General features: G+C 42.3%; 21 protein-coding genes and 1 other annotated feature. Of the genes, 9 read left to right on the top strand and 12 right to left on the bottom strand.

Annotation, left to right across the window (positions count from 1 at the left end; translation table 11 throughout):
* Positions 1-5 precede the first annotated feature (5 nt).
* Positions 6-1163, bottom strand: coding sequence for an NAD(P)/FAD-dependent oxidoreductase (locus tag ACCB35_RS02135; protein ID WP_374055546.1), 1158 nt, complete (start codon positions 1161-1163; stop codon positions 6-8).
* Between the two features lie 209 nt (positions 1164-1372).
* Positions 1373-1582, top strand: a binding site (T-box leader).
* Positions 1583-1660: 78 nt separating this feature from the next.
* On the opposite strand from ACCB35_RS02135, the gene ACCB35_RS02130 reads away from it, so the two are divergent.
* Positions 1661-3004, top strand: coding sequence for a sodium-dependent transporter (locus ACCB35_RS02130; RefSeq protein ID WP_374055545.1), 1344 nt, complete (start codon positions 1661-1663; stop codon positions 3002-3004).
* Between the two features lie 49 nt (positions 3005-3053).
* Here ACCB35_RS02130 and ACCB35_RS02125 read toward each other — a convergent pair whose 3' ends face one another.
* On the bottom strand, positions 3054-3575 hold the full coding sequence (locus ACCB35_RS02125) for a superoxide dismutase family protein (RefSeq protein WP_044339098.1): 522 nt from the start codon (positions 3573-3575) through the stop codon (positions 3054-3056).
* 384 nt (positions 3576-3959) lie between these two features.
* On the opposite strand from ACCB35_RS02125, the gene ACCB35_RS02120 reads away from it, so the two are divergent.
* Positions 3960-4922, top strand: a complete 963-nt coding sequence (locus tag ACCB35_RS02120; protein WP_374055544.1) for a S8 family peptidase — start codon at positions 3960-3962, stop codon at positions 4920-4922.
* Between the two features lie 240 nt (positions 4923-5162).
* Here the strand turns inward: ACCB35_RS02120 and ACCB35_RS02115 are convergent, their stop codons facing one another.
* Together ACCB35_RS02115 and ACCB35_RS02110 are read right to left on the bottom strand one after the other, a co-directional pair.
* Complete coding sequence (locus ACCB35_RS02115; protein ID WP_044339096.1) at positions 5163-5408, bottom strand: YkuS family protein; 246 nt, start codon at positions 5406-5408, stop codon at positions 5163-5165.
* Positions 5409-5469: 61 nt separating this feature from the next.
* Complete coding sequence (locus tag ACCB35_RS02110) at positions 5470-5625, bottom strand: hypothetical protein (protein ID WP_172655736.1); 156 nt, start codon at positions 5623-5625, stop codon at positions 5470-5472.
* Between the two features lie 148 nt (positions 5626-5773).
* Between ACCB35_RS02110 and ACCB35_RS02105 the strand changes: the two genes are divergently transcribed.
* A complete protein-coding gene (locus ACCB35_RS02105) occupies positions 5774-6211 on the top strand; it encodes a ferritin-like domain-containing protein (RefSeq protein ID WP_044339095.1) in 438 nt (145 codons plus the stop codon).
* Positions 6212-6246: 35 nt separating this feature from the next.
* Here the strand turns inward: ACCB35_RS02105 and ACCB35_RS02100 are convergent, their stop codons facing one another.
* Positions 6247-8508 (bottom strand): ATP-dependent DNA helicase, encoded by a 2262-nt coding sequence (locus tag ACCB35_RS02100; protein WP_374055543.1) that lies wholly within the window; start codon positions 8506-8508, stop codon positions 6247-6249.
* Between the two features lie 100 nt (positions 8509-8608).
* On the opposite strand from ACCB35_RS02100, the gene ACCB35_RS02095 reads away from it, so the two are divergent.
* A complete protein-coding gene (locus ACCB35_RS02095) occupies positions 8609-9208 on the top strand; it encodes a YitT family protein (protein WP_374055542.1) in 600 nt (199 codons plus the stop codon).
* 54 nt (positions 9209-9262) lie between these two features.
* On the opposite strand, the gene ACCB35_RS02090 is transcribed toward ACCB35_RS02095, so the two are convergent.
* A complete protein-coding gene (locus ACCB35_RS02090; protein WP_374055541.1) occupies positions 9263-10573 on the bottom strand; it encodes an ATP-binding protein in 1311 nt (436 codons plus the stop codon).
* A gap of 182 nt (positions 10574-10755) precedes the next feature.
* Positions 10756-11805, bottom strand: a complete 1050-nt coding sequence (locus ACCB35_RS02085) for a hypothetical protein (RefSeq protein WP_374055540.1) — start codon at positions 11803-11805, stop codon at positions 10756-10758.
* 307 nt (positions 11806-12112) lie between these two features.
* Here ACCB35_RS02085 and ACCB35_RS02080 point away from each other — a divergent pair, with 307 nt between their 5' ends.
* From ACCB35_RS02080 to ACCB35_RS02070, 3 genes are all read left to right on the top strand, one after another.
* Complete coding sequence (locus ACCB35_RS02080; RefSeq protein ID WP_374055539.1) at positions 12113-13054, top strand: glycerophosphodiester phosphodiesterase; 942 nt, start codon at positions 12113-12115, stop codon at positions 13052-13054.
* A gap of 182 nt (positions 13055-13236) precedes the next feature.
* Entirely contained in the window at positions 13237-13563 is a 327-nt protein-coding gene (locus ACCB35_RS02075) for a cyclic-phosphate processing receiver domain-containing protein (protein WP_374055538.1), read from the top strand.
* A 644-nt stretch (positions 13564-14207) separates the two neighbouring features.
* On the top strand, positions 14208-15281 hold the full coding sequence (locus ACCB35_RS02070) for an aromatic acid exporter family protein (protein ID WP_374055537.1): 1074 nt from the start codon (positions 14208-14210) through the stop codon (positions 15279-15281).
* 52 nt (positions 15282-15333) lie between these two features.
* On the opposite strand, the gene ACCB35_RS02065 is transcribed toward ACCB35_RS02070, so the two are convergent.
* Together ACCB35_RS02065 and ACCB35_RS02060 are read right to left on the bottom strand one after the other, a co-directional pair.
* Positions 15334-16500 (bottom strand): acyl-CoA dehydrogenase family protein, encoded by a 1167-nt coding sequence (locus tag ACCB35_RS02065; RefSeq protein ID WP_374055536.1) that lies wholly within the window; start codon positions 16498-16500, stop codon positions 15334-15336.
* A gap of 1153 nt (positions 16501-17653) precedes the next feature.
* A complete protein-coding gene (locus ACCB35_RS02060) occupies positions 17654-19111 on the bottom strand; it encodes an alanine/glycine:cation symporter family protein (protein WP_374055535.1) in 1458 nt (485 codons plus the stop codon).
* A gap of 178 nt (positions 19112-19289) precedes the next feature.
* Between ACCB35_RS02060 and ACCB35_RS02055 the strand changes: the two genes are divergently transcribed.
* A complete protein-coding gene (locus ACCB35_RS02055; protein ID WP_044339085.1) occupies positions 19290-19538 on the top strand; it encodes an alpha/beta-type small acid-soluble spore protein in 249 nt (82 codons plus the stop codon).
* A 28-nt stretch (positions 19539-19566) separates the two neighbouring features.
* Here the strand turns inward: ACCB35_RS02055 and ACCB35_RS02050 are convergent, their stop codons facing one another.
* Positions 19567-20226: a uracil-DNA glycosylase gene (locus tag ACCB35_RS02050; protein WP_374056927.1), complete on the bottom strand. Its 660-nt coding sequence runs from the start codon at positions 20224-20226 to the stop codon at positions 19567-19569.
* Positions 20227-20357: 131 nt separating this feature from the next.
* Here ACCB35_RS02050 and ACCB35_RS02045 point away from each other — a divergent pair, with 131 nt between their 5' ends.
* The gene (locus ACCB35_RS02045) at positions 20358-20780 is read left to right on the top strand and encodes a pyridoxamine 5'-phosphate oxidase family protein (RefSeq protein ID WP_374055534.1); all 423 of its coding nucleotides are present in this window, start codon (positions 20358-20360) and stop codon (positions 20778-20780) included.
* Between the two features lie 570 nt (positions 20781-21350).
* Here the strand turns inward: ACCB35_RS02045 and ACCB35_RS02040 are convergent.
* Both ACCB35_RS02040 and ACCB35_RS02035 read right to left on the bottom strand, forming a co-directional pair.
* Entirely contained in the window at positions 21351-23132 is a 1782-nt protein-coding gene (locus tag ACCB35_RS02040; RefSeq protein WP_374055533.1) for an ABC transporter ATP-binding protein, read from the bottom strand.
* On the bottom strand, positions 23125-24813 hold the full coding sequence (locus tag ACCB35_RS02035; RefSeq protein WP_374056926.1) for an ABC transporter ATP-binding protein: 1689 nt from the start codon (positions 24811-24813) through the stop codon (positions 23125-23127). Before ACCB35_RS02035 ends, ACCB35_RS02040 begins: the two co-directional genes overlap by 8 nt.
* Positions 24814-24873: the final 60 nt, after the last annotated feature.

Genomic DNA, 24873 nt, shown 5'->3' with positions numbered 1-24873 from the left:
TTTGCTTAGAAGATAGAGGGAAATGAGCTGGTGTTTTTTTCTTCCTTTACTCGGGTGGCACCCGCTACATCGTAGTCGGCAGGATCCAGTTCAGTAGGTTCCCCAAGGGCGAGCTTCGCAAGCTCAGATCCAAGATATGGACCGACCGTCAGGCCCGATGCCCCAAGTCCATTCGCCACCAGCACCCCATCTACTCCTGGCATAGCACCGAAAACAGGGAGGAATCCAGGGGTGAAGGGACGAAACCCCACTCTCGTTTCGATCACCGTACCATCATGAATGCCCGGTGCTACTTCCATCGCCTTGTGAAGGACTTCATGTAAACCACCTGCCGTCACCCGGCGGTCGAAGCCGACTGCATTTTCATGGGTCGCACCTGCGACAACTCTTCCCTGGGGAAACGCGAGAAGGTATTGGTCGTTCGGAGGCATGACGACAGGCCATTCACTCGTTCCTTCCCCCCTTACTTCTAAATGAAGAATTTGCGCTTTTTGCGAAGATACTAAGAAGTCTATTCCCAGGGGTTCAAAAAGCGCCTTCGCCCAGACACCTGCTGTGACAATCACTTCATCTGCTCCAAGCTTTTCTTCATCTATTGTGACGCCTGTGATCCTGTTATGTTCTTTCAGAAGCTTGGCATCCCCTTGTCGGAATATTGCCCCGTTCTTTTTGGCTCCATTAATAAGCGCCTGGCGCATCGCTCTTCCATCAACTCGTGCAGCCCCACTTACATGAACAGCTTGATACTCTTCAGATAAAAGCGGGAAACGTTGACGTGTTTCCTCAGCAGTAAGAATGGTGAGTTCACCGATTTCAGGTGCATCCTCCCTGCGTTTTTCCGCTCTCTCCACCATTTTCCGAAGCTTATTTTCATCTGTATGCAGACTGATCGCTCCTACACGCTTATACCCTGTTTCTGATTCTCCGTCTGCTTCCAGCTGCTGAATGATACTCGGATAATACTTCGCCCCACCTCTCGCCAGTCGATACCACACTTTATTCCGACGCTGCGACAGCCATGGACAAACAATCCCCGCCGCTGCATCCGTTGCTTGTCCAGGATCCTGACGGTCTATTACTGTGACCTCTGCCCCGGCCTTAGCAAGATGATACGCCGTAGAAGCACCAAGAATCCCAGCTCCGACAACAATATATGATTTCATTTAAAACACCTTTTCATTTCATTTTTTCTTTATTTTACTTGAGAAGTAAATGGAACTCAATGGAGGTGCGGTTTTCAAGGAAGGTGATCTTGTTTGTACCTGGTACAACACCAAAAACCACCAACAATTCCAGACAATTCTCACTACATTTTTCAAAATAGATTGACAAGTTGTTTTGTTTCATGATAAAAATTGTATAACCTAATATTGAATAAGCTTTGATGGAAACAAGTAGCGGACATTTCCCTGTTAAAGAGAGCCGGTGGTTGGTGTGAACCGGTACAAAGGTTAAGCGAATTTCGATTCCGGAGCTTCTTTTGACGAGATCAAAAGACGGTTAAGGCCGTTATGTGTGAAGAGTGATGAGAATCGTTTTCTCATAACTAGGGTGGTACCGCGATATCCAAATCGTCCCTACGATATGTAGGGGCGATTTTTTTATTTTTTTAAAAAAGCGGCCCTCCACACGTCAATAATAAACAGAAAGGAGAATGAGTATGAGTCAACGCGAACAATGGTCATCAAAGATTGGCTTTATTTTAGCGGCAGCAGGGTCTGCGATTGGATTGGGGGCAATTTGGAAATTCCCTTATATCGCTGGGCAAAATGGAGGCGGAGCATTCTTCCTGATCTTCATTCTATTTACTTTATTACTCGGACTTCCATTATTATTAGCAGAATTCTCCATCGGACGAACGGCACAAAGTAACGCCGTTGATTCGTATCGGAAAATCGCTCCAGGTACACGCTGGCACTGGGTCGGAATTCTTGGGATGGTCACATCCTTTATCTTACTTTCCTTCTACAGCGTGATTGGCGGGTGGATAGTTGTTTATCTATTCAAAGCCGTTACGGGTCAATTGAACAATCTTTCCTCTGACCAGTATGCAGAAGTATTTGGTGCAACGATCTCTAATCCTGTTACAAGTGTATTTGTTCAATTCCTTTTCATCTTGATGACCATCATCGTGGTTGCTAAAGGGGTTCAAAAGGGTATTGAACTGGCCAGTAAAATTATGATGCCGGCTTTATTTATTTTATTTATTCTCTTGGTCGTACGTGCTGTAACCCTTGATAATGCCATGGATGGAATCACATTCCTGCTGCAACCTGATTTTTCAAAGGTGACATCACAAACGATTTTGGAAGCGATGGGACAATCGTTCTTCACGCTAAGTGTAGGTGTATCGGTGATGGTGACATATAGTTCCTACCTGCCGAAAACACAAAGTCTTCCAAGATCGGCCATTTCGATTGTGGCTATGAATATTTTCATTGTACTGTTAGCGGGCTTGGCCATTTTTCCGGCAGTCTTTGCCTTTGATTTAGAGCCTGGGGCAGGCCCTGTACTACTGTTTAATGTTTTACCAACCGTTTTCAGCCAGCTTCCTTTTGGGATGTTCTTCTTTATTGCGTTCCTTATTCTGTTCTTGTTCGCAGCATTAACATCCGCGTTCTCCATGCTCGAAATCATTGTTTCGGTCATTTCTAAAGGAGAACCTGAAAAGCGCAGAAAATGGTCCTGGATCATCGGACTTGCCATCTTTATTTTCGGTATTCCATCGGCATTATCATTTGGAATACTAGGGGATATCACGCTATTCGATAAGACCATTTTTGACTTGGCTGATTTTGCTGTCAGCAATGTGTTACTTCCGATTGGGTCATTACTGATTTCACTATTCGTACCTATGAAAATGAAGAAAACAGCCCTTTATGAAGAGCTGAAGCAAGGAAGCGGATTGAAGCGTGGATTGTTTGAAACGTGGTTCTTTTTAATTCGATTTGTGGCACCATTGCTAATACTTGCGGTTATGCTGGATGTCTTAGGAGTCTTATAAACGATAAAAAGGTTGACCTTATCCACTAGGTCAACCTTTTCATTTGGGATCATGACATCCCGTACCCCATGACCACTCCGCATGCCAGCCGTTTCCCTGCATCTCCTGAGGGCTGTGACCTGTAGTCATCCGGGCTTTGATGGATGATGACCCCTTTGCCGATCACATCTTTCACTTTAAATTTATTTGTAAAAAAAGACATTTTAGCATATCCATCATTGGAAAATAGTACAGGAAAGTCCCCCGCATGATTTCCATGAGGCTGATTCGTCGGATTCCAATGACCTCCCGCAGTAGAGAAGGGTTCCTTTGGATCGCCAATTTCACAGACTCCCTTTTCGTGTAAGTGAAACCCATGTGGACCGATCGGATTTTGATCTCCTTTGCCTTCCTTATATGCCGGTAAACCTGTTATCTCTGCATAAACTTCCACCCCATTTTGCACTTCACGAAAAAAAACATATCCCTGCAATCCTTGTGCTAATGGACCTCCTTGTATATGAGCGTATGCCATGGCAGGAGCATTACGATAATATGAATAAGCAGGATAGCCATATTGATAATAATTCATCAGCAGTCCCCCCTTCCTTCAAGACATTTTATGTTGATAGTCTGGTTGACATGATGAAAAAAAGAACTTCACTTTTTAACCAAACGTTTGTTTAACCTTTGAAAACCTTGTCTATTCAATGGTTCATCCTGTCAGTCAAACGTTTGTTTAAATTTCTGCCAATGAGATTGATACATTTACCGCTTTTACGCGGGTTTCCCCCATTCTTCCATTGGAAACCACCTTTGAAGATCAAAAAAACTCCTCACCTATGCTGAAGAAAGCGGAAATATGATTGGTTTTATTTTCCTATTACTATTATCACTTTTCATTTTGTCCAAAAAATGTTATATTTTCAGAAACTTCAGATTTCTAATATGCAGTACCATTTTAGGAGGGATTGATATGCAAGGTGAAATTAGGTTAATTCCATATTTCATGGACGAAATGGTTGTTGATGCGAATGAAATTCCTAAAGGCGTTGATTTAATCCAAGCTCCTAGTATGTGGAAGAATGGGTACAAAGGAAAAGGTACGACGATTGCCGTCCTGGATACAGGCTGCGATATGAACCATCCGGATCTTACAGGGAAAGTGAAGGGGTTCCGCAATTTCACGGATGATGACAACGGTGCTGAAGATAACGTTACTGATTACAGCGGGCACGGTACCCATGTTGCAGGGACGATTGCTGCAAGTGAAAATGGTGATGGGGTTATCGGGGTTGCTCCCCTGGCTGATTTATTGGTTATTAAAGTGCTGGCAGGAAGCCGTGGAAGTGGAAAGTACGATTGGATTGTGAACGGCATCTTGTATGCGATTGAACAAAAGGCGGACATCATCTCCATGTCATTGGGAGGCCCCACAGACTACAAACCCCTACACGAAGCGATTCAGAAAGCGGTAGATGCAAATATATTAGTGGTTTGCGCTGCAGGAAATGAAGGTGACTCAAACAGCAGCACCGATGAGTTCTCTTTTCCAGCTTGCTATAATGAAGTGATTTCTGTTGGAGCCATCGACCTTCAGAGGAAGTCTTCTTACTTTACTAACTCCAATAATGAAGTTGACTTAGTCGCACCAGGCGAACAAATCTTGTCGACCATCCCTGGTGAAAAATACGCTAAGCTCAGCGGTACCTCCATGTCTGCGCCACATGTGTCCGGAGCACTGGCCCTCATTAAAGAATTCGAACAGGCAGCCTTTGACCGTAAACTATCGGAAGCTGAAGTGTATGCACAACTTATTAAGCGTACCGTTCCACTTGGATTCCCGAAAACACTAGAAGGAAATGGATTGTTGTTTTTAACGGCACCCGACCTCCTGAGGGAACATTTAAGAAATCAGCCGCTTGCTCAGATTGGGTGATGGATTTTAGACTAGTTGATTTTCGGTTCATTTCTGCATGATTGGAAGAACCCCCTGCTCAAAATGCATTTGTGCAGGGGGTTCTTTCCAATCATGGGACCTTTCTGCTTTGCTGAAAGCAATCGAAACGTTATTTCAATCGAATGAGCCAAAAATCGTGCACTCACTTTTCTTATTATTATTCTACAGAAAAAGAACAGTCATCAATGACTGTTCTTTTTCTGATACACAGCTTTTCTACTATTGTAGTCTGCTTTCAACTTGCTGACACACTTCATCAGCACTTAATCCGCTAGCTTCAATAACAGATCCTTGGGTAGCCACGTTTTGAATACCCATTACATTGGAATCCATTCCTGTCACTACGCAGCAGTCACAGCCATTTGCATCTGATTCCTGCTTAAGTTCTACAACGTCATGCCCCTTTTCACGTAAGGCTTGTACAACGTTCTGAAGGGATTGTTCAACACCGATTCTTCTTGTCATGCCTTTACACCTCCTGGTTCTACATATAGGTTTTTCTTTCAGGGAAAAAGATATTCGTCATTTATTTTTTATTTACTTGTTTGCCACTTTTTTTCTGACTTTGACTTTTTGAATTCCCTACCTGGATATCGGATCCGAACTCCACGTCATTCTTAGCCTTTTGCTTAGCCAACTGTTCAGATGTTTGGTCCATGCTCTTCTTTCCTTGTTTAGACATTCTCATCCCTCCTCTGACTTTTATAGAATTAGAATCCCCATTTTCAGGCAAAATATTTGAAGAGCATTCGATTCCTTTATGAATGTTTATTTTTACTCCTGCCTGGGTAAATAGTCTATATAACAACAAACAAAAGGGTGGTATTTTAATGGATGAAGCAAAATTAAAAGAGTTAATCGATGGATTAAATGAAGATTTAGCTAATGAGTATGCTGCAGTTATTCTATATACAAACTACGCTGCTGTTGTGAGCGGTTTATATCGTCAGATACTAAAACCGTTCTTCGAAGAGGAAATCCCTGATGAGCAGGGACATGCTTTATACTTAGCTGAAAAAATTAAAACATTAGGCGGAGAGCCTACAACAACTCCGGCTTCTGTTAAGCAAACAGATAATGTGAAGGAAATGTTAGAGGAAGGCCGTAAAGCTGAAGCTGATACAATCGAGCGTTATAAGAAGCGTAAAGAACAAGCAGAAGAGTTGGGTCTCGTCGAACTTAGCATCAAGCTTGACGATATGATTGCAGATGAAACCCATCATCTTGAAGAATTCGATCGCTTACTCAAAGATCCTTCCTTTAACTAATATACGAAAAAGGCCGCTGTATGAGCGGTCTTTTTTCATGTGATGATTTGATAATCCATCCATTCTTCAAGCAGTAGTGACTGATATTTTGGTGATAGATAACGGTCATCAATCAATCTGATGACCCCCGTATCCTCCTCTGAACGGATGAGCCTCCCTCCGGATTGAAATACTTTATTTAAACCCGGGTATACATAGGCATAGTCAAATCCATTCAACCCCCGTTCATTAAAATAGTCCTTTATGATTTCCTGTTGCCTATTCGGTTGAGGCAACCCCACTCCTACAACGATCACACCCTTTAGTCGATCACCTTTAAGATCGATCCCCTCTGAGAAAATCCCTCCCAACACGGCAAATCCAATGACCGGACGCTCTCTATCACCTTGATAGTGGTTAAGAAACTCCTCTCTGGCTGCTTCTTTCATATTGGGTTCCTGGATGATGAAATCTGCGTTCATTGATTCCTGCTCCATCTCCTCAAATGCTTCCTGCATATAGATGTAAGATGAAAAGAAGACCAGGTAATTACCTCTATATTCATTGAACGCTTCTGTAATGGAACGTGTAATCGAGGAAAGGGTCCGATTTCTGTCCTTAAATCGAGTTGAAATCGGATGGATCCCCACCTGCCATTGTTCTCTTTCAAATGGGGAAGGAATGAGAAATCGATAATCGCCTTCACTTCCACCTAATTGCTGAAAATAATATGAAAAGGGATGAAGGGTAGCTGAGAAAAATACCGATGATTGAAAAGATTTGGTTATATGTTTAATAAGCTTTGAAGGATCGATGCAAAAGAGTTTCACTTCTAGTTCATTAGAGCTTTGAGTAATTACAAAGCGGTGCTCGTCAGAATAGATGTTGGCGATTCTCATAAAGCTTAACGCATCGAAGTATAACTGAAGAAAGCCTTCAGACCAATCTCCATCTGCTTCTCCCAAGCATTTTTCGGCTGCCTTAACAAAACCTTCCACCGCATCAACTAATTGTGCATCCAGTTCAATCCGCATGTCTCCTTCTTGTTCTTTTTTCAGGCGGAGAAATTGTTTGTTAACCGTTGTCAAGCTTTGCTTTAATGCAGATTGCTCAGGATACATTCTTTTTATTTCTAAAAAAGCGGATTTTTTCAGGATGGCTGAATACATTTCCCGTCCCCGCCCAACAAGATTATGTGCTTCATCAATAAGAAGAGTCGTCTTTTTCTTACTTTCCCCGCTCATTCTTTTTAACGAAACCTTAGGGTCGAAGATGTAGTTATAATCACATATGACACCGTCTACCAAATAGGAGAGATCGATAGAATATTCGAATGGGCACACCTTGTGCTTCCTGGCATAGGATTCAACGATTGGACGTGTGATGGTGGTCTCATGGGTCAATATATCAAGGAGCGCCCCATTAATTCGATCATAATAGCCATTGGCAAATTCACAGTACTCTTTCTGACAAATCGTTTCTTCTTTAAAGCAGATTTTGTCTTTTGCCGTAATCGTAATGGTACGCTGCGACAAACCTTTCCTTTCTAATAGGAGTAGCGCTTCTTCTGCCACCGTACGGGTAATCGTTTTTGCTGTGACATAAAACCATTTGCCGCTCATTGCTTTAATGGTCGGGAATAAGGTTGAAATGGTTTTCCCTGTTCCCGTCGGTGCATTCGCATACAGGGATTTGGATTCAGCGACCGTTTTATAAACAGCACCAGCAAGCTTTTTCTGGCCTTTTCGATACACAGGATACGGAAAACCTAGGTCTGGAATGCTCTTTAGTCGACTATCCTGGTTTGCCAGTATCACGTAGGCGAATGGACTATAGGCAGCCAGGGTCTCGTCAACCATATGTTCCAGCTCTTCAAGGGTGTAAGTGCGGATGAATGACTTCGTTTCTTCCGATTCAACCTCTATGTACGTGAGCTGAACGCTAATATGGGTGAGTTGCTTTTCTTTAGCCAATAAGTATGCGTAGCATTCCCCCTGTGCCCAGTGGACACGGGATCCTTCCTCCATCTGGGACAGTCTTCTTGCTGTTGACTTTATTTCTTCGACAATGACTTCTTCATTTTCATAATGGATTCCATCACACCGGCCCTCCAGTTGATAGAGAATATCTTCAACCTCTCTTTCTCCCTTCAGAAAGACTTCTTTCTCATCACCTTCTTTGTATTCTTTCTGCAGTTTTTGATGAAGCTTCGTTCCGATGGTCATGGAGGAGCGGGCTTGAAACCTGGCATCTATGCTCCCTTCTTTATACACAAACTCAACTAATTCCCTGATTGAGATCTTGACGATTTTCATCATGTAACGTTTCACCTCGGGCTTTCCCGCATAAATTATCATTCTAACTTTTTTTCAGTGAACATATATATTAGACAAGCTTTTTTGAACGGAGGATTCGGGAATGAAGGCAAGATTCATCTTTTACTGTATAGGATTACTATCGCTATCATTAGGTGTTTCCCTGATTATTAAAGGAGATATGGGAGCGGCTCCGTGGGATGCACTTGCCGTAGGGGAGTCTGCCTTGTTCCACCTCTCGATCGGGACATGCATATTCATCAATGGATGTATTCTCATTTGTATAAACGCATTGTTATTAAAAGAACCCATTCAATGGTTAGCTGCCCTCTCGATCTTTGTGATTGGAATGATGGTTGATTATTGGATTTCGGTTGGTCTTAAAACACTTGAACCGGTAGGGTTTACTCAACAGTTGTCTCTCGTTCTGACTGGCATTTTACTATTGGGTATCGGAATATCCATTTACCTTCAAGCCAAGCTTCCTTCAAGTCCGATGGATACCTTCATGGTGGCGATTCACCGCAGATTCGGTTTGAATTTGCGCAATTCACGTTTATTAAACGAAGCGATCGCCATCACTCTCGCCATGGTGTTTCATGGGGCTGTTGGCATTGGAACGGTGATTGTCGCCTGTACGTTAGGTTTTATCATTCATATCTTCTATCCTATCATGGAACGTATGTACGGGAAATGGAGTTGAGTGATTTTATTTTCTCCACTTTCTAGATAAAATAAAAAACACTTAGACAATCACCTAAGCGTTTTGATTATTCATATGCGTGTTTGCAAGATTCGAATCGAATTTTGCAACCTTGTCTTTGTTCAAAGGAAGATTGATTGTGACGACTGTTCCCTTATTCACAATGCTTGAATAATGAATATGACCACCCATGGCTTCAATTATCCTCAGGGACACTGAGGTTCCTAAACCGGTACCATGGTCTTTTGTTGTAAAGAATAGCGTTCCAAGTCTGGCGATTTGTTCTTTTGTCATCCCTTTTCCTGTGTCTTCTACCGTAATGACCGCTTGGGTATGGGTGACTTCCAAATTTACGGTTACTTTTCCTTGAGGTGGAGTGGCCTCAATGGCATTCTTTATGATGTTGACGAATGCCTGCTTTAATTTATTCCGATCCGTTAATAGAAAACCATCCTCTTTCAGGCAAGCCTCAAGGAATACACCATCCTTCAGGGCATAGGCATTCAGGAGAACTGTGACATCTGAGAGAACGTCTTTCACATTTACTTTCTCTAACTTTTCGAACTCAGGCTTTGCAAAATTCAAGTAATCATTAATGATCTCTTCTGCCCTGCCTAACTCACTTAATACAATCTTCAAATATTCATCATGATCCCCTGTCACCTGTTTCTTCATTAATTGTAGAAACCCCTTGACGACGGTTAGAGGGTTCCTGACTTCATGAGCAATCGAAGCAGCGAGCTCTCCCAATGTATTGAGCTTTTCAGATTTCAAAATTTCTTCTCGCAGCAATCTTTTCTCGATCATCCACTCATTGAGCTGCGCTGCAACTCCTACCCCTAACACCTGAATCCCACCGAATATAAGAACATAGATGCCCATTTCTTTATTACCCGAAACAGGAACACCAGAGATGAAAGCGAAGGAAAGAAGAATCCCTAACATCACCAGGGCAGGCCAGAATCCAAGTAACACGGCAAAAGTCACCCGTTTCTTTGGAGGAAACGTCCAGAAGCGGTTTGAAATAAGAAAAGGCAGGGTTCCTGCTAAAAATGCACTGACAAAACCGAAAACGATGGCATCTCCGCCGTTAATCACCCGTGCGGTTAAAATAAAGAAGAGAACAATGACCCCGGCTTTTCGCCCTCCATATAACATCGAAAGAACCAATGGAATGTAACGGAAATCCCAGTACAATCCGAAGCTTTCATAAGCAAAAATCAAGCACATAAACGCGGCGACCCCGTGTAATACACCGATAAAAACAGGAGATTTACCTAACCTATGGTTTTCAAGAAGTGAGGTTTGAATAAGAACAGGAGCCAATATAATCAACACATGTAATAATAATTTCTCGATAATCATCGAATTGTCTCCTACTAAATAAAGTCATTACTTTACACATACGACAAATTCCTCGGAAATCCTCTTTCACCTTACACAAAATTAAGAAAAAAGTAACGGTCAAGGGACGGACCTCGACTTTCTGTCGTGGTCCGCCCCTATCCGATTTGTATTTACACTAATGTGATTTGAAGGTCCGTCCCTCAGTTCAGTTTCCCTTTGTAGGTCATATCTGTTGGTTTGATGTGGTTGTAGTTGCCTTGGAGTATCTTTTGGATGTCTTGGATGGTGTGTTGGATATGGACTGTTTGGCCTTTGGTTTTGGTGAATTCTTCTGCTACGTAGAATGGCTGACTCAAGTAGGCTTCCAATCGTTCTCCGATATGAAATAGTTCGAGATCTGCTTCAGGTATTTTGTCTTTACCAATCGTGTTCATCAGTACGCGTATTTCTTTGTAACGCCTTAGTAGCTTCTTTGCTTTCTTGTGAATAGTCGTGTGGGTTGCATCCAGAGTATCGTCTTCAATTAAAATCGATGTAGATTGTACGGGATGTATAGCTGGGTAAATGCCCCGGGTAGCCAGATCAATGTCGAAGTAGCATAAGGTATCGAGTGGACCGAACGGGTCATCTTCATCAACCGCTTCTCCACTTGGGTCAAACAAAATGGTGGTGATTTCAGGGTAACTCTCTGCTTCGAATCGTTCTCTTAATTCATACAGGTCACCTGACAAGATAAAGGAACGATCAACATATAGAAGAATACTCTCTTTGTTCTCAACAAGGGCAACTTCTGCAAATGCATCTTCTATCGTATGGCATTTCGAATCGACAAAAACCTCAAGATCACTCACCCCAGGGAACGTCTTATTTGAGGTCAATAAAATCGATTGGTAGCCTTTGTCTTTTAGTACTTTCGTCAATTCTGCCAGTACAACAAATTGACCAACTTGTGATCTGGCCACGAATCCATTCGTACCACCTTGAACAATTGGAGCAAACAAATCAAGCGGTTTAATCCCCGTTTCAATCATACTTAATTTCCCTCCTTGAATAATTAATTCATCCAGCGTACAGTTGGCCAAATTCGCTAACGTTACCATCGTTTTCACTTCGGCGCGACCTACAGAAATTTTTCCGGTACACAAGTTTGATACCGTCGCAGGCCTTAGCCCCACCGTTTTGGCAGCTGACGTTAGATTGGGTACACGGCGGCGCAGCAAAGATACATTCAACCTTATATTATTTTCCATGGTAAATATCCCCTCCTTACTTTATAGAGTAATCTATTTTACTTCAAAAAACAATATGTTTTAACATTAAAACGTAATTTTTTTACTTCAAAAGGTAAAAAACTCACAATCTCGATCCTTCCCTTCTAAAGATTCCTCTTTTCGTACGGCACTCTTTCAAAGTTTTTGGCTACCTTAAGGAAAAAAGCAGTGGTTGATTCACGCTCCAGGAAACTCGAACAAAAATACCGTAATTTATTGTCCTAAATAAACAAAGTCATAATTATAATAGAAGATAAGAATCTTCCCTATAAAAGGATGACAGTCCATGAAAAATTCAAATCTCGAAGTATCGAAACCTCCCAGAAAACAACGGCTGATGATGATCGCGATGGTCATTGCTTTCCTTATGATGTTTTCTACTTTTGTGTACTGGCTCCCAGTCAAAAAAGTGAATCCACCCCCATTCCTGCAAAAAGAAAATGGCGTGCCCCTTGTAATTGCTCACCAGGGAGGAAAACATCTAGCTCCCGGAAACACAATCGAGGCATTTCAGACTGCCGTAAATTTGGGAGTGGACGTAATCGAAACCGATATACATATTACGAAAGACGGTCATTTGGTGACGATTCATGATCCGACCGTTGATGCCACAACGGACGGCCGTGGATTTGTTAAAGATTATACGCTGAAAGAGCTTCAGAGACTTGATGCTGCTTACACCTTTCAAGACTTAAATGGTGGATACTCATTCCGCGGAAAGAATGTATACGTTCCTACTCTTGAAGAAGTGTTTCAAAGATTCCCCAACATGAGAATGAACATTGAAATTAAAGACGACAATCCTGATACAAGGATGGAGGAAATCGTACAAAAGTTAATGGGGCTCATCGAAGAATATGATATGGAAGAAAAAGTGCTTATCGCTTCTTTCGATCAGAACATTATTAATCTATTTGAAACATATTCAAAAGGAAGAGTGGCCACTGAAGGAGGAAAACAAGAAGCGAAAAAATTCGTCCTCCTCCATACTTTTTTTCTTAGGAATCTTTACAAGCCCACTGTCGATGCCTTCCAGCTTCCTCTTCAAGAACGGAATATTGACTTAACCCGGTCAACACTGATCCAAGGAGCCCACCGTAAAGGCATTCACATTCATTATTGGACGATTAATGACAAAGACACTATGAAAATGCTCGTAACAAGGGGAGCAGACGGTATAATCACAGATCGCCCGGATCTTTTGATGGAAGTACTAGATAAAAGGTGAATATTCCATTAACGGAAAATAGTCATTTCCCTCTATCATTCATAAAACGCATAAAGATTAACCCCCATAAACCAACAAAAAAATTACAAATATATTTGTATTAATCATACTATTTACCTATATAGAAAAAAGTCAATCTCTGTTAGGCTTAAATTAAGTCAAATGACGAAAGAAGAATTAATATGACAGTAAATGTATTTTTAGACGATTATCGCCACTGTCCACAAGGGTACATTCTCGCGAAAGACATCGATGAATGTATTGACCTGCTTCTGAATTTTTCTATCGCTCATCTTTCATTAGATCATGACTTAGAAAGTAAGACCCGTAATGGATTAATGCTCGTTCACTACATGGTGGAAAAACAGCTGTTCGCAGAACGGATCACGATTCATTCCGCTAACTCTGTTGCAGGCAAAGCAATGTTCAGGTATTTAAAAGAGGCTCAGAGTGAACACAAGATGCCTAAGTCAATTAAGATTTTATTACGTCCTTTACCTCTCAGATGAGTTATCATATAAAAAAGAACTGTTCCCAGAACGGTTCTTTTTTTGTTCATTCATTTCAATTGGTTTTTTCTTACTTTATAATAAAGGGGACAGCGATTTATAAAAGGCTCTTTTCGTAAAGTTTGTTGTTATTGTAGAAGAGAAAGTATTAGTTGATTTCCGCTCCAGGATGCTCGCTTTCCGCGGGGCTGGCGGTGAGCCTCCTCGGCTGCGCCTCCGGGGTCTCACCTGTCCAGCTATTCCCGCAGGAGTCGATCATCCTTCCGCTTCAATCAACTTTCTGAGCATGAATCCTTAATTGAAAACAATTAAGAGAAGCTTTCTAGCAAACAATCTCAATTAAGTTAAAGAGATATTGTTTGTCCTAAGGGAGTATCTTTCAAGTAATTTTGTTTTCTAGGACACGTTAAAGATCTGTCACAAAAAACCTGTAAAAGATGGTGAGGGGGAACTGCGGAGACTCCGGCGGATTTTTGGCGTGCCGAGACCCCGTTCGGCTAAGCTGAGGAGGCTCGGCCGAACGCTAGCTGCAAGCGAAGCAGTTCCCCTCACCATCCGGCACTCACTAATTGACAGAGCCTTAACAGTGCTTATGTTAAAAAGCAACAATCTTTGCGAAAAGAGCATTATAAAAAGAGGGTTAAATGATGGAGTTTCTGAAAAAATTTCAATTTGTCGGAGGAAGAATAGCCAAAACCGGTATCGCCGTTTTTTTAACGGCTATTGTTTGCGAACTTTTAAATTGGCCAGCGACCTTTGCCGTCATTACAGCCATAGTCACCATCGAGCCAACAGCAGCCAATTCAATCAAAAAAGCATTCATTCGTTTTCCCGCTTCGGCGATAGGAGCACTATTTGCAGTAATCATTGCTTCCACGTTCGGGGATCACCCCATTACATATGCACTGGTCGCACTGCTCACAATCATCACCTGCCACAAACTTCATTTAGGGGCAGGCATCCTGGTCGCCACATTAACAGGGATTGCCATGATTCCCACCATACATGATCACTATGTAGCTACCTTTTTCATTCGTCTGGGCACGACTACCATCGGGCTGATTGTGTCTACACTAGTGAACTTGTGGATCCTTCCACCAAAATACTCGAACACCATTACAAACAAGATTCATAATCTCTATTTCAAAACGGGCAATTTATTAGAAAAAAGAGGATCTGAAGTTCTTCAAAACCACTCTCTTCACCGGGATACAAAATTAATCTTCAATGACATTTTAAGAGAGATTGAATCGACGGAAACTCTTTGCGAATATCAAAAGGAAGAATGGAAGCTTCACCGCTCCAGTCGTCAGGAGTTGAGGTATTTCCATTATGAGTACAAAAAGCTTAACCTGTTGAGACAAATCCTTTTCCATATCGGAAACTTGATTTATCTACCTGTTCAGTACACATTCAGTGAAGAGGAAAAAGATCGGATCCTGCATGCGACTCAATCGTTGAAAGGAATCATGCATCATCCATCGTTTCACATACCTGAACAGCATTTCACCCTCATGAAAGATCTCCTGGAGGAATTCTGGGAAGATCAAGAGGAGCTTCATACGAAACCTTTTCAATCCATGAAGCACCATTTTTCCTGTGAAACAGTCATGCTATACGAACTACTATCCATTCATGACCTGATAGAGGAGCTGAGTGAAATACATGTGTTAGAAGCTCAGCATCAAACCGTCTTGGAGAAAACGTTACACTCATAGATACTAATAAAGGTATAGACAGAATACTGTCTATACCTTTTCTATTGAAAACTTATTTTAATGCGTTATTCGCTAACATTCCAATCACCATATCATCCATTGGTGGATTGTGAAGACCGGCCCTGACATCACGATAATAACGCTGCATTGGATTGGAACGGAAAAGGCTTTTTGCTCCAACGATTCTCATGGCGATGTCGACAATTCGGAATGCGCTGTTCGTCACAACATGTTTTACAGAAGCAAGCTCTGGTCCCATATTTACCCGTTTTTCAGGCTCCCTTACCCACTTATCAGCTACTGAATAAAGAATCTGCCTTGCCTTAAATAGTTCTAATTCGATTTCACCGATTTTCCGTTGAACTTCAGGTACATCCTTGATAGGCCCCGGTAAACTGTTTGGTGAGTAGTCCTTTGCAAATTGGATGGCATGGTTGCGTGCTGCAATCGCAACTCCTATATAGCATGCTGGAATGTGCAGGAGCCATGCTTTAGGAAGATCATTCTCCCCTCTTTGATTTTCACTATCACGCTCTACAAGGGCAGAAGATGGGAGTTGGACATCTGTCAGAACGAGATCATCACTGCCCGTTCCCTTCATTGAAATCGTATCCCATGTTTCCTCAACGCTTACTCCTTCCAGGTCATGTTGCACCAGGAAGAATCCTTTCTCTTCTGTATCATCGATTGTTGCTGATACTAAAGAATAATCCAGGACCCTTGCCATAGAAGTAAAGGATTTCCTTCCGCTTATTTTCCATCCCTCTTCCGTTTTCACGGCTTTAGTTTCGGGAAGTCCTCCACGAGTGGGGCTACCCGTTGCCGGTTCAGATGCTGCCCGGTTAATAAGAGCATTGTTTACTACAATCTCCTCACAAAGTTCCTTAAACACCTCTTCATTCCACGTCCGGGTTTCCGTCAGTTCCATCAATCCCCCGAGATGCCAGCCAATGGACAAAGCCGTTGCTGCGTCCCCTGTAGCAAGCCTTTCTTGAATCATCACCAGCTCATATAAGCTGATTTCTTCCCCTCCGTACTCTTTAGGAAGAGATAATGTTCCAAATCCCTTTTTCTTCAGGTCGTTGAAATTTTCATAAGGAAAGGCATCTTCACGGTCATACGCTTCACCCCGTTCATCAAACGCATCAGCCAGCTCACCAGCTAAATCTACCAGCTTTCTTTGACGATCACTTTGTATATACGGTTCATATAAATCCATTGAAATAGCACCTCCTGATAAAAATCACTTTTTTTACTTCTTTTAATTATCATAATCAATTTAGAAGTCTAACTCAAAGATATTGTCTACTAATCAGATGGGAATACATTTTTACTTTTTTCTGTATAAATCTATTTTTATTAAACCAATCTAATCGTAAGATATCTCGTCATCCTTTTTAGGAGGGAATCACTGTGGTTAAAAAAAGAAATAAGCTTTATATAATTATTCTGATGCTCGTTTCTTGGGTATTCCTCTTATTATCAGGAAAAGAGAGCTTAAAAAAATATTTACCTGCCTCTATGTTTATGTCATTACTCGTTTATTCAGAAAATGTTTTTGCAGAAAGGATGAAATGGTGGACCATAACCACCAGGCTTTTCCCCAAAGTGAATGGTATCATGCCTTTTGTGATTGGGGTTTTTTTGAGTGGTTCTGTTTGGATCCTCAAATTCACCTATAAAAATTTTTATCTTTATGTGCTAGTCAATTTTCTGGTCGATACGTTCTTTACATACCCATTTTACTCCTTATTCAAAAAACTTGGTGTGTGGAATCTGATCCGTTTAAAGCAATACCAGTTAACTGTCCTGTTTTTCATAAAATCATTGCTTATGTATGCATTTCAGAAATACGTCGGTGACCGGCTTTATTCCAGGATTGAGAGTCCTGTTTCTAAATAATATGACTGTTGTGGAAAAGGCTGTTTTGGTAAACTTTGTTGCTGTAAAAGGAAAGTGCTGGTTGATTTCCGCTACAGGTGCTCGCTTTCCGCGGGGCGTGAGTTGAGCCTCCTCGGGCTTTGCCCTGTGGGGTCTCAACTTTCCCGCTATTCCCGCAGGAGTCGAGCACCTTCCGCTACAATCAACTCTATGGTTGAGCTTCTTAAGGAAGACAAGTTTAAATACCTAACATCCTAATAGTCAGCAGTTTTTGTGTGTTCATTGGTCGATATTGACTTCTATAGTAGGGATTTTGTTCTTACAATTATCTCCTGTAGAACGCTAGTTGCAAGCAGAGCAGGTTCCCTCATCATTTAAGCACATTTTGGATGACAAAGCTTTGGCAGACCTTGTTTTTATAACAATAATCCCCTACAAAAAAAACGATAAAAAAACCTGCTGCCGTATAGGCAACAGGTTTCTTTTTTAGATTAAGATGCATTTTCTTTATCTTCTACTTTGTACTCTTGCTCCCAGAACTCTGCATTTTTGATACCAAGCTTTGTAGAGTTAAAGACTGGGTCAAGACCTTGTTTCTTCTGTTCCTCATAATCCTTGAGGGCCTTCAAGGCAGGTTTGGCCAGGATAAGGATGGCGATTAAGTTCAACCAGACCATGATTCCAAGACCGATATCACCAAGTGCCCATGCTAAAGCGGCTTCTCTTACTGCTCCATAGAATGTGGCCGCAAGCAGGACAACCTTTAAGATGGCCATCGCCACTTTTGAATTCTTCCCTCTCATTAAGTAAGCGACATTCGTTTCAGCCATGTAATAGTAAGCCATGATTGTGGTAAAAGCAAAGAAAAATAATGCAATCGCGACGAATGATGCTCCGAATCCAGGAATGACTGATTCTATGGCTGCCTGTGTATAACCAGGACCGGCTTCAATTCCTTCCAAGTTGTTTGCAAGCATCGTTCCATCAGGAGCTTCTGTATTGAATGAGCCCGTAAACAAAATCATGAACGCTGTTGCCGAACAAACAAGAAGGGTATCGATATAAACGGAAAAGGCTTGAACCAGCCCTTGTTTGGCAGGGTGGGACACTTCAGCTGCCGCTGCGGCATGTGGTCCTGTACCCTGACCTGCTTCGTTGGAATAAATTCCACGTTTTACTCCCCAAGATACGGCCATCCCGATGATTCCTCCGAATGCTGAATCAAAACCGAAGGCACTCTTGAAAATAAGAGCAAAAACTGCAGGGATTTCAGTAATGTTCATTCCTACAATGATAAGAGATAGAAGAATATATGCAATGGCCATAAATGGTACTACGTAAGAAGCTACCCCAGCGATACGTTTGACCCCGCCGAAAATGATGACCCCGATTAACACCACAAGACCGATGCCTGTTACTGTTGTGCTGAGACCAAATGCATTTTCAAGTCCTAATGCGATGGAGTTCGATTGAATCCCAGGCATTAAAATACTCATTGCGAGCAATGTAGCAAGTGAGAATAGTACGGCATACCATTTCCAACCGATCCCTTTTTCAATATAGTAGGCTGGTCCTCCACGGTATTCCCCGTCCTGCTTCACTTTGTAAATTTGAGCCAGAGTGGATTCGATGAAGGCACTGCTTGCACCTATAAACGCAATCGTCCACATCCAGAAAACCGCTCCTGGACCACCGAAAGCAATTGCTGTTGCTGTCCCGGCGATGTTACCTGTCCCGACACGTCCAGATAACGAAAGCGCCAAGGCCTGGAATGAGGATACCCCTGCACTGGAGCTTCCACCCTTAAACATTTGAACAACCATATCTTTAAAGAGCCTGACTTGTAAAAACTTCGTTAAAATAGAAAATAATAAGCCTACACCCAAACAAAAGTAAATCATGACCGGAGACCAAAGTATTCCTACCAACTTGCCAACTAATTCTTCCATGGCATTTCCCCCTTTTCTTTGTAAAAATAAACTAACTATTAAGAATTATATTTTATTTGACACAAATTAGACAATCTTTTTTTGTGACGAAAATTTCTTAAACGTGGAAAAACCCTTATATGCCAAGACTCTATACTTATAAAAAAATATTTGGGCAATCTAAAAAAGGGGTGAAAATATGTCGAAACGAAAACTTCTTGTACCTGAATCCAGAGCTGCAATGGATCAATTAAAAGCCAAAGTTTCTGGTACGCAAGATCCCAAAGAAGCGAAATATGAAATGGCGAGAGAGCAAGGCATTCCTCTTCAAAGAGGATATAACGGAAAGTTAACATCGGAGCAAGCAGGAAAAGTGGGCGGAAGGATCGGCGGTAATATGGTGAAGGAGCTTGTGAGAATGGCTCAGGAGAATTTAAACAAGAAGTAGCGTAAAGGAGGCTGACACTCCCGAAATGTCAGCCTCCTTTTGAATGATTCCCCCACAGAGCTTCTTTCAATTTATCCAGGTCTTTGTATATTTCTTTTTCTAAAGAGCGATTGTAGAATATCGAGGCGGGATGGAAGGTTGGAAATATGGAATAGCTTTCATCACTCATGATCCATTCATTGGACTGGAGATTTTTCAAGCGTCTGACTTTCGATTGAATGAATTGGCCGTGTACTTGAGAAATGGTATATTGTTTCCCCAGCAGCCTCTGTAACCCGATGTTCCCCAATGTCACAAGCTGTTTCGGCTTAATATGCTGCAGTTCATAATCCAGAATGGGTGCATGAGCCAACTGTTCCTTCATATTCGGGGCCCTATTGTACTTCTTCTCTATGACCTCGTTCTCCCCTACTTTCTTAGGGATAACCTTGTAAGGTCTGCTTCTGACCGTCGAGGTAAAATAAATGTCTTCCCGTGGAACCTCTAAATAACGAAAGAACTCATCCAGGACTTTTCCGGCCCTCCCGCTAAATGGAATTCCATTGTGAATCTCGGTTTCTCCGGGAGCTTCTCCCACAATCATAATCGTCGGGTGCCCGGGACCACGACCGTAGACAAATCCTTCACAGGCATATGGTTCCATCCTTTTCTTGCAGATATCGACTAATTCTTCCGGTATCACGCTCATCATCCTTTGTTTCCTTGTTATTTCCGTTATTCCCGGATAGCACCAGAAGTACACATTCCCATGTTTATTTCATCTATAGAAAAGGAATAGTATGGATATATATAAATGAACATTTAAAGGAGATGGATTGTGTGTCACAAGCTGAACTGAAACAGCAAATCTTAAAGGTCCTTGATGATAGTAAAGTCGGGACGCTGGCAACGGTTAAAAATAATAAGCCTCATTCCCGTTATATGACCTTTTTACATGAAGATCTGACCCTGTATACGCCAACAAGCAAGGAAACGCATAAGACAGATGAAATCGAGGACAACCCCAACGTTCATATCCTTCTTGGTTACGAAGGAGAAGGCTACGGGGATACCTTTGTCGAAGTTGAGGGGCGCGCTTCAATAGAGGATTCTGCCCATTACAAGGAAAAAGTATGGAATGACCATATGAAGAGATGGTTTGAAGGGCCGGACGATCCGAATTACATCGTCTTAAAAATTCAGCCCACCGCCATCCGCTTAATGAACGATGATGAGGATTCGCCGCAGTCACTTGAATTATAATCAAGATTCCCTTGACACGTTTTAGTATGGATGTTATATTTAATTATTGTAATCTTGTAACATACATTGAAACGATAGAGAAGATAATTCGTAATTCTATTCTGTTTTGATTTAACAACTTATTCACACTGGATCGGCTTCGGAGCCGTTAGGATGTAAGAGAGGTAGGGCTTACGTCGTTTAGGTATATCAAACGACTCAAGGAATTGCCCGCGGCTGTTTATTATCTGCAAACAACGTTCAAGATATAAATATATTACTTGTGATGTTGCAAGTTACAGAGTTGCCTTTATCCGATTAAGGCAATACCAGAGGGATCGCTAACGGGATGATTTAGCCCCTCTACAAGCTAAAAACACCTCAAAAGTGCTGACTTTTGAGGTGTTTTTTTATGTTCTGTATGAATGACGTTCGTATTCCCCTCTGTTCCCCAGTCGAATTTCATTTTATTTTCAATATCTCTACTTTTATTTTCAAATCTCGCATTTTATTTTCAATTCCACGATTTTATTTTCAAATCTCAGGATTTATTTTCAAAACCGGAATTCCCGCGAAGATTCACACAACCCATCAGCCGCTCTCCTTCAACTGACTATGATACAGCCCATGATAAAACCCTTTCTGCTTCAAAAGCTCATCATGAGATCCCCGTTCAATGATCTTTCCTTGATCAAGGACCAGTATTTGATCGGCCTGGCGGATGGTGTTAAGACGGTGGGCCACCACTACACTTGTCCTCCCCTTCATCAATCGTTTGAGTGCTTCCTGAATCTTCAGCTCTGTAATCGTATCGATGCTGCTCGTAGCTTCATCAAGAATAAGGATGGACGGATTTGAAAGGATTGCTCGTGCTATGGATAATAATTGTTTCTGTCCCTGGCTGATCCCACTGCCATCATGTCTTAATAAAGTATCGTAGCCCTCAGGCATTTTCTCGATGAAGGAATGTGCATTGGCCAATTTCGCCGCTTCCCTTACTTCTTCATCGTCCGCATCGAGTCTGCCGTAACGGATATTGTCTGCAATCGTTCCTTGAAACAGGAAGCTATCCTGCAGGACAAATCCCATCTGCTGACGAAGACTCTTTCGTTTAATGCTTTGGATGTTCTGATCGTCAATCTCGATGCTGCCTTCATTCAGTTCATAAAAACGAGACAGCAAATTGGTAATCGTCGTTTTACCTGCTCCTGTCGGTCCGACCAAAGCAACGGTCTCACCCGGTCTAATGGTGAAGGATACATCCTGAAGCGTTTGATCCCCTTTTTCATACGAGAAGGATACATGCCGAAACTCCACTTTCCCTTCAACGGAATCGATCTCCACGGCATCACCTTCATCCTTGGCTTCTTCCTCTTCGTCTAAAATTTGAAATACTCTCTCTGCACCGGCAATGGCAGATAATAACGTGTTATATTGGTTCGCGAGCTCATTCAACGGACGGGTGAACTGACGGGCATACTCAGCAAATATCACAATGACTCCAATGGTTATCATACCATTTAAGGCAAAGATCCCTCCGACTCCGGCAATGACGGCAAAACTCAAATTGTTCAGCACATTCATAAGTTTCGGGATAAACCCGGAATAGGTATCCGCCCAATAAGCTGCCGTTCGTAATCGTTGATTTTTTTCTCCAAAATCCTTTATGGCAGTATCCTCACGGGAAAAGGTTTTGATGATGCTATGCCCCGAAATCGTCTCTTCGATATAGCCGTTCAGCTCTCCGATATTTTGTTGATATTGTTTAAACAAACGTCCTGTCCGATTCGTTATCCACTTCATACCGAGAGCCATGAGAGGTACGATGGTCAATGTGATCAAGGTAAGCAACGGACTTAGCCAGAGCATGATCGTGACGGTCCCTACTAACGTCAGGACACTGGATATGATTTGAATGAACGAGCTATTCAACGTGGCACTTACATTATCGATATCATTTGTCACCCTGCTCATTAACTCCCCATGCTTTCGTTTATCAAAGAAGGGGATCGATAGCTGATGCAATTGATGAAAAAGGTCCTTCCGCAAGCGATAGACCGTATCCTGAGCCACACCGATCATCCAATAATTTTGGAACCATACGGACAGGGAATGAAAGATGTACACGGCTATTAAACCTAATACAAGCCCAATCAATCCGGAAGTCTCTTTCGTTACAATGTATTCATCAATCGCTTTTCCCACTAGGAAAGGTCCCAGTAAAGAAGCTGCCGAACTGATGAACACCATTAGAATGACGAGATACAGGATCACTTTCATTTCCGAAAGATAGTTCCAAAGACGACGCAGCGTCCCTCTTGCATCTTTCGCTTTATCGTTTTTCCCCAGTTTCTTTCGCACATGCCTAGACATGATGTATTTCCTCCTCTCCGAATTGAGATTGGAAAATCGCCTGATAGAGGGAGGAATCTTCTAATAGGGATGTATGTGTCCCTTCTCCGATTAACACTCCATCTTCAAGGAGCAGAATCGTATCAGATTCCATCGCGGTACTTATTTTTTGTGTAATGATCATCGTCGTACATTCGTATTGCTTCAGAGCTTGGAGCAATTTCGATTCTGTTTTTAAGTCCAAAGCACTCGTGCTATCGTCCAGTAATAAAATCTTTGGTTTTCGAATGAGTGCTCTCGCAATCGATAGACGCTGTTTTTGTCCTCCTGAAAGATTGACCCCTTTTTGACCGAGAACTGTGTCATATCCATGGGGAAGATTCAGGATGGTCTCATGGATCTGGGCATTCTTTGCTGCCTGGATCATTTCTTCCCTGGTGGCATCTTCTTTTCCCCATAGGAGGTTTTCGGATACGGATCCAGAAAACAATACCGCTTCCTGGGGCACGTACCCAATATTTTTCCTTACATGAGTCAAAGGGATGGACCGTATGCATTGACCATCCAGTTCAACAGACCCTTCCGTCGCATCGTATAGGCGGGGAATGAGCTGGAAGAGGGATGTTTTCCCAGATCCCGTTGCCCCCAGGATCGAAACCGTTTCGCCAGCCTCCACTTTAAACGATACACCTTCAAGCACCTTCCCACGGGTTGAAGGGTATTGAAACGACACATCTTTGAATGTAATCTCTCCGTTCATCACTGTGTTTTCCTGTCGTACTTCCTCTCCGTCTTTCAAATCAATCTCGGTTTGCAGAACCTCTTCTACCCTTCCGGCGGAGGCCCTTGCTCTAGAAAAACTCGTAATGATAAATGAGAAAATTGAAAAAACGGAGGAGATTCTCGTAACATATGTCACGATCGCTACGACTTCCCCAACACTCGCCCCACCTGAGGCAACATCTATACTCCCGAACCACAAAACGGATAGGAGGGCCAGATTCATCACGAGCATAAGAAGGGGCATGATGATTTCCATAAAACGAAGAGCCCGGACAGTCCGGTCCTTCAAATCTTCATTTGCTCCATGAAATCGGCCTTCTTCATACTTGCTTCGAGTATAAGCTTTAATTAACCTCATCCCTGAGAGGTTTTCCTTCATGACCTCGTTTACTTTGTCGAGTCGGGATTGAACTCTTTCAAAAAGGCTCCATCCACGTTTCAAAACCCATAACAGGAACACCCATAATACCGGAATCACGATTAATAAAATAAGGGCAAGACGAACATTCACGATGAGTGCCATGATTGTTGATCCCACAACTAGCAGCGGCGCTCTCAGCATAATGCGCAAACTCATGAAGATCGTATTCTGCAGCTGCCTCACGTCATTGGTCATCCTGGTGATGAGGGATGATGTCGGGAGCTTATGAAAGCTTGCAAAGGAAAACGACTGAACCTTTTTATATAAGCTTTCCCGCACATCATAACCAAATCCCTGACTCGTATGGGCGGCAAAAAATGAATTCGTCAAGCCGGAAATAAACGCAAGGAGCGACATCCCAACCATGATGAAGCCCCATTTCATCACTACGTCCAAGTCTCCATTCATAATACCTTCATCGATGATCCGCGCCATAAACAGCGGATTCAATAGTTCTACAGCAAGCTCTACCAGCATTAAACTCCAGGCAACCGCCATGGCAACACGGTAAGGCTTTAAAAAATGTATGACCTTCAAATGAACACCCCTCTGACAAAA

This window comes from Rossellomorea sp. FM04394, from assembly GCF_041889765.1.
In the GTDB taxonomy this organism is placed as follows: domain Bacteria; phylum Bacillota; class Bacilli; order Bacillales; family Bacillaceae_B; genus Rossellomorea; species Rossellomorea aquimaris_B.
Note: the sequence above shows the minus strand (reverse complement) of the source record. Positions and strands in the feature narration are given on the sequence as shown.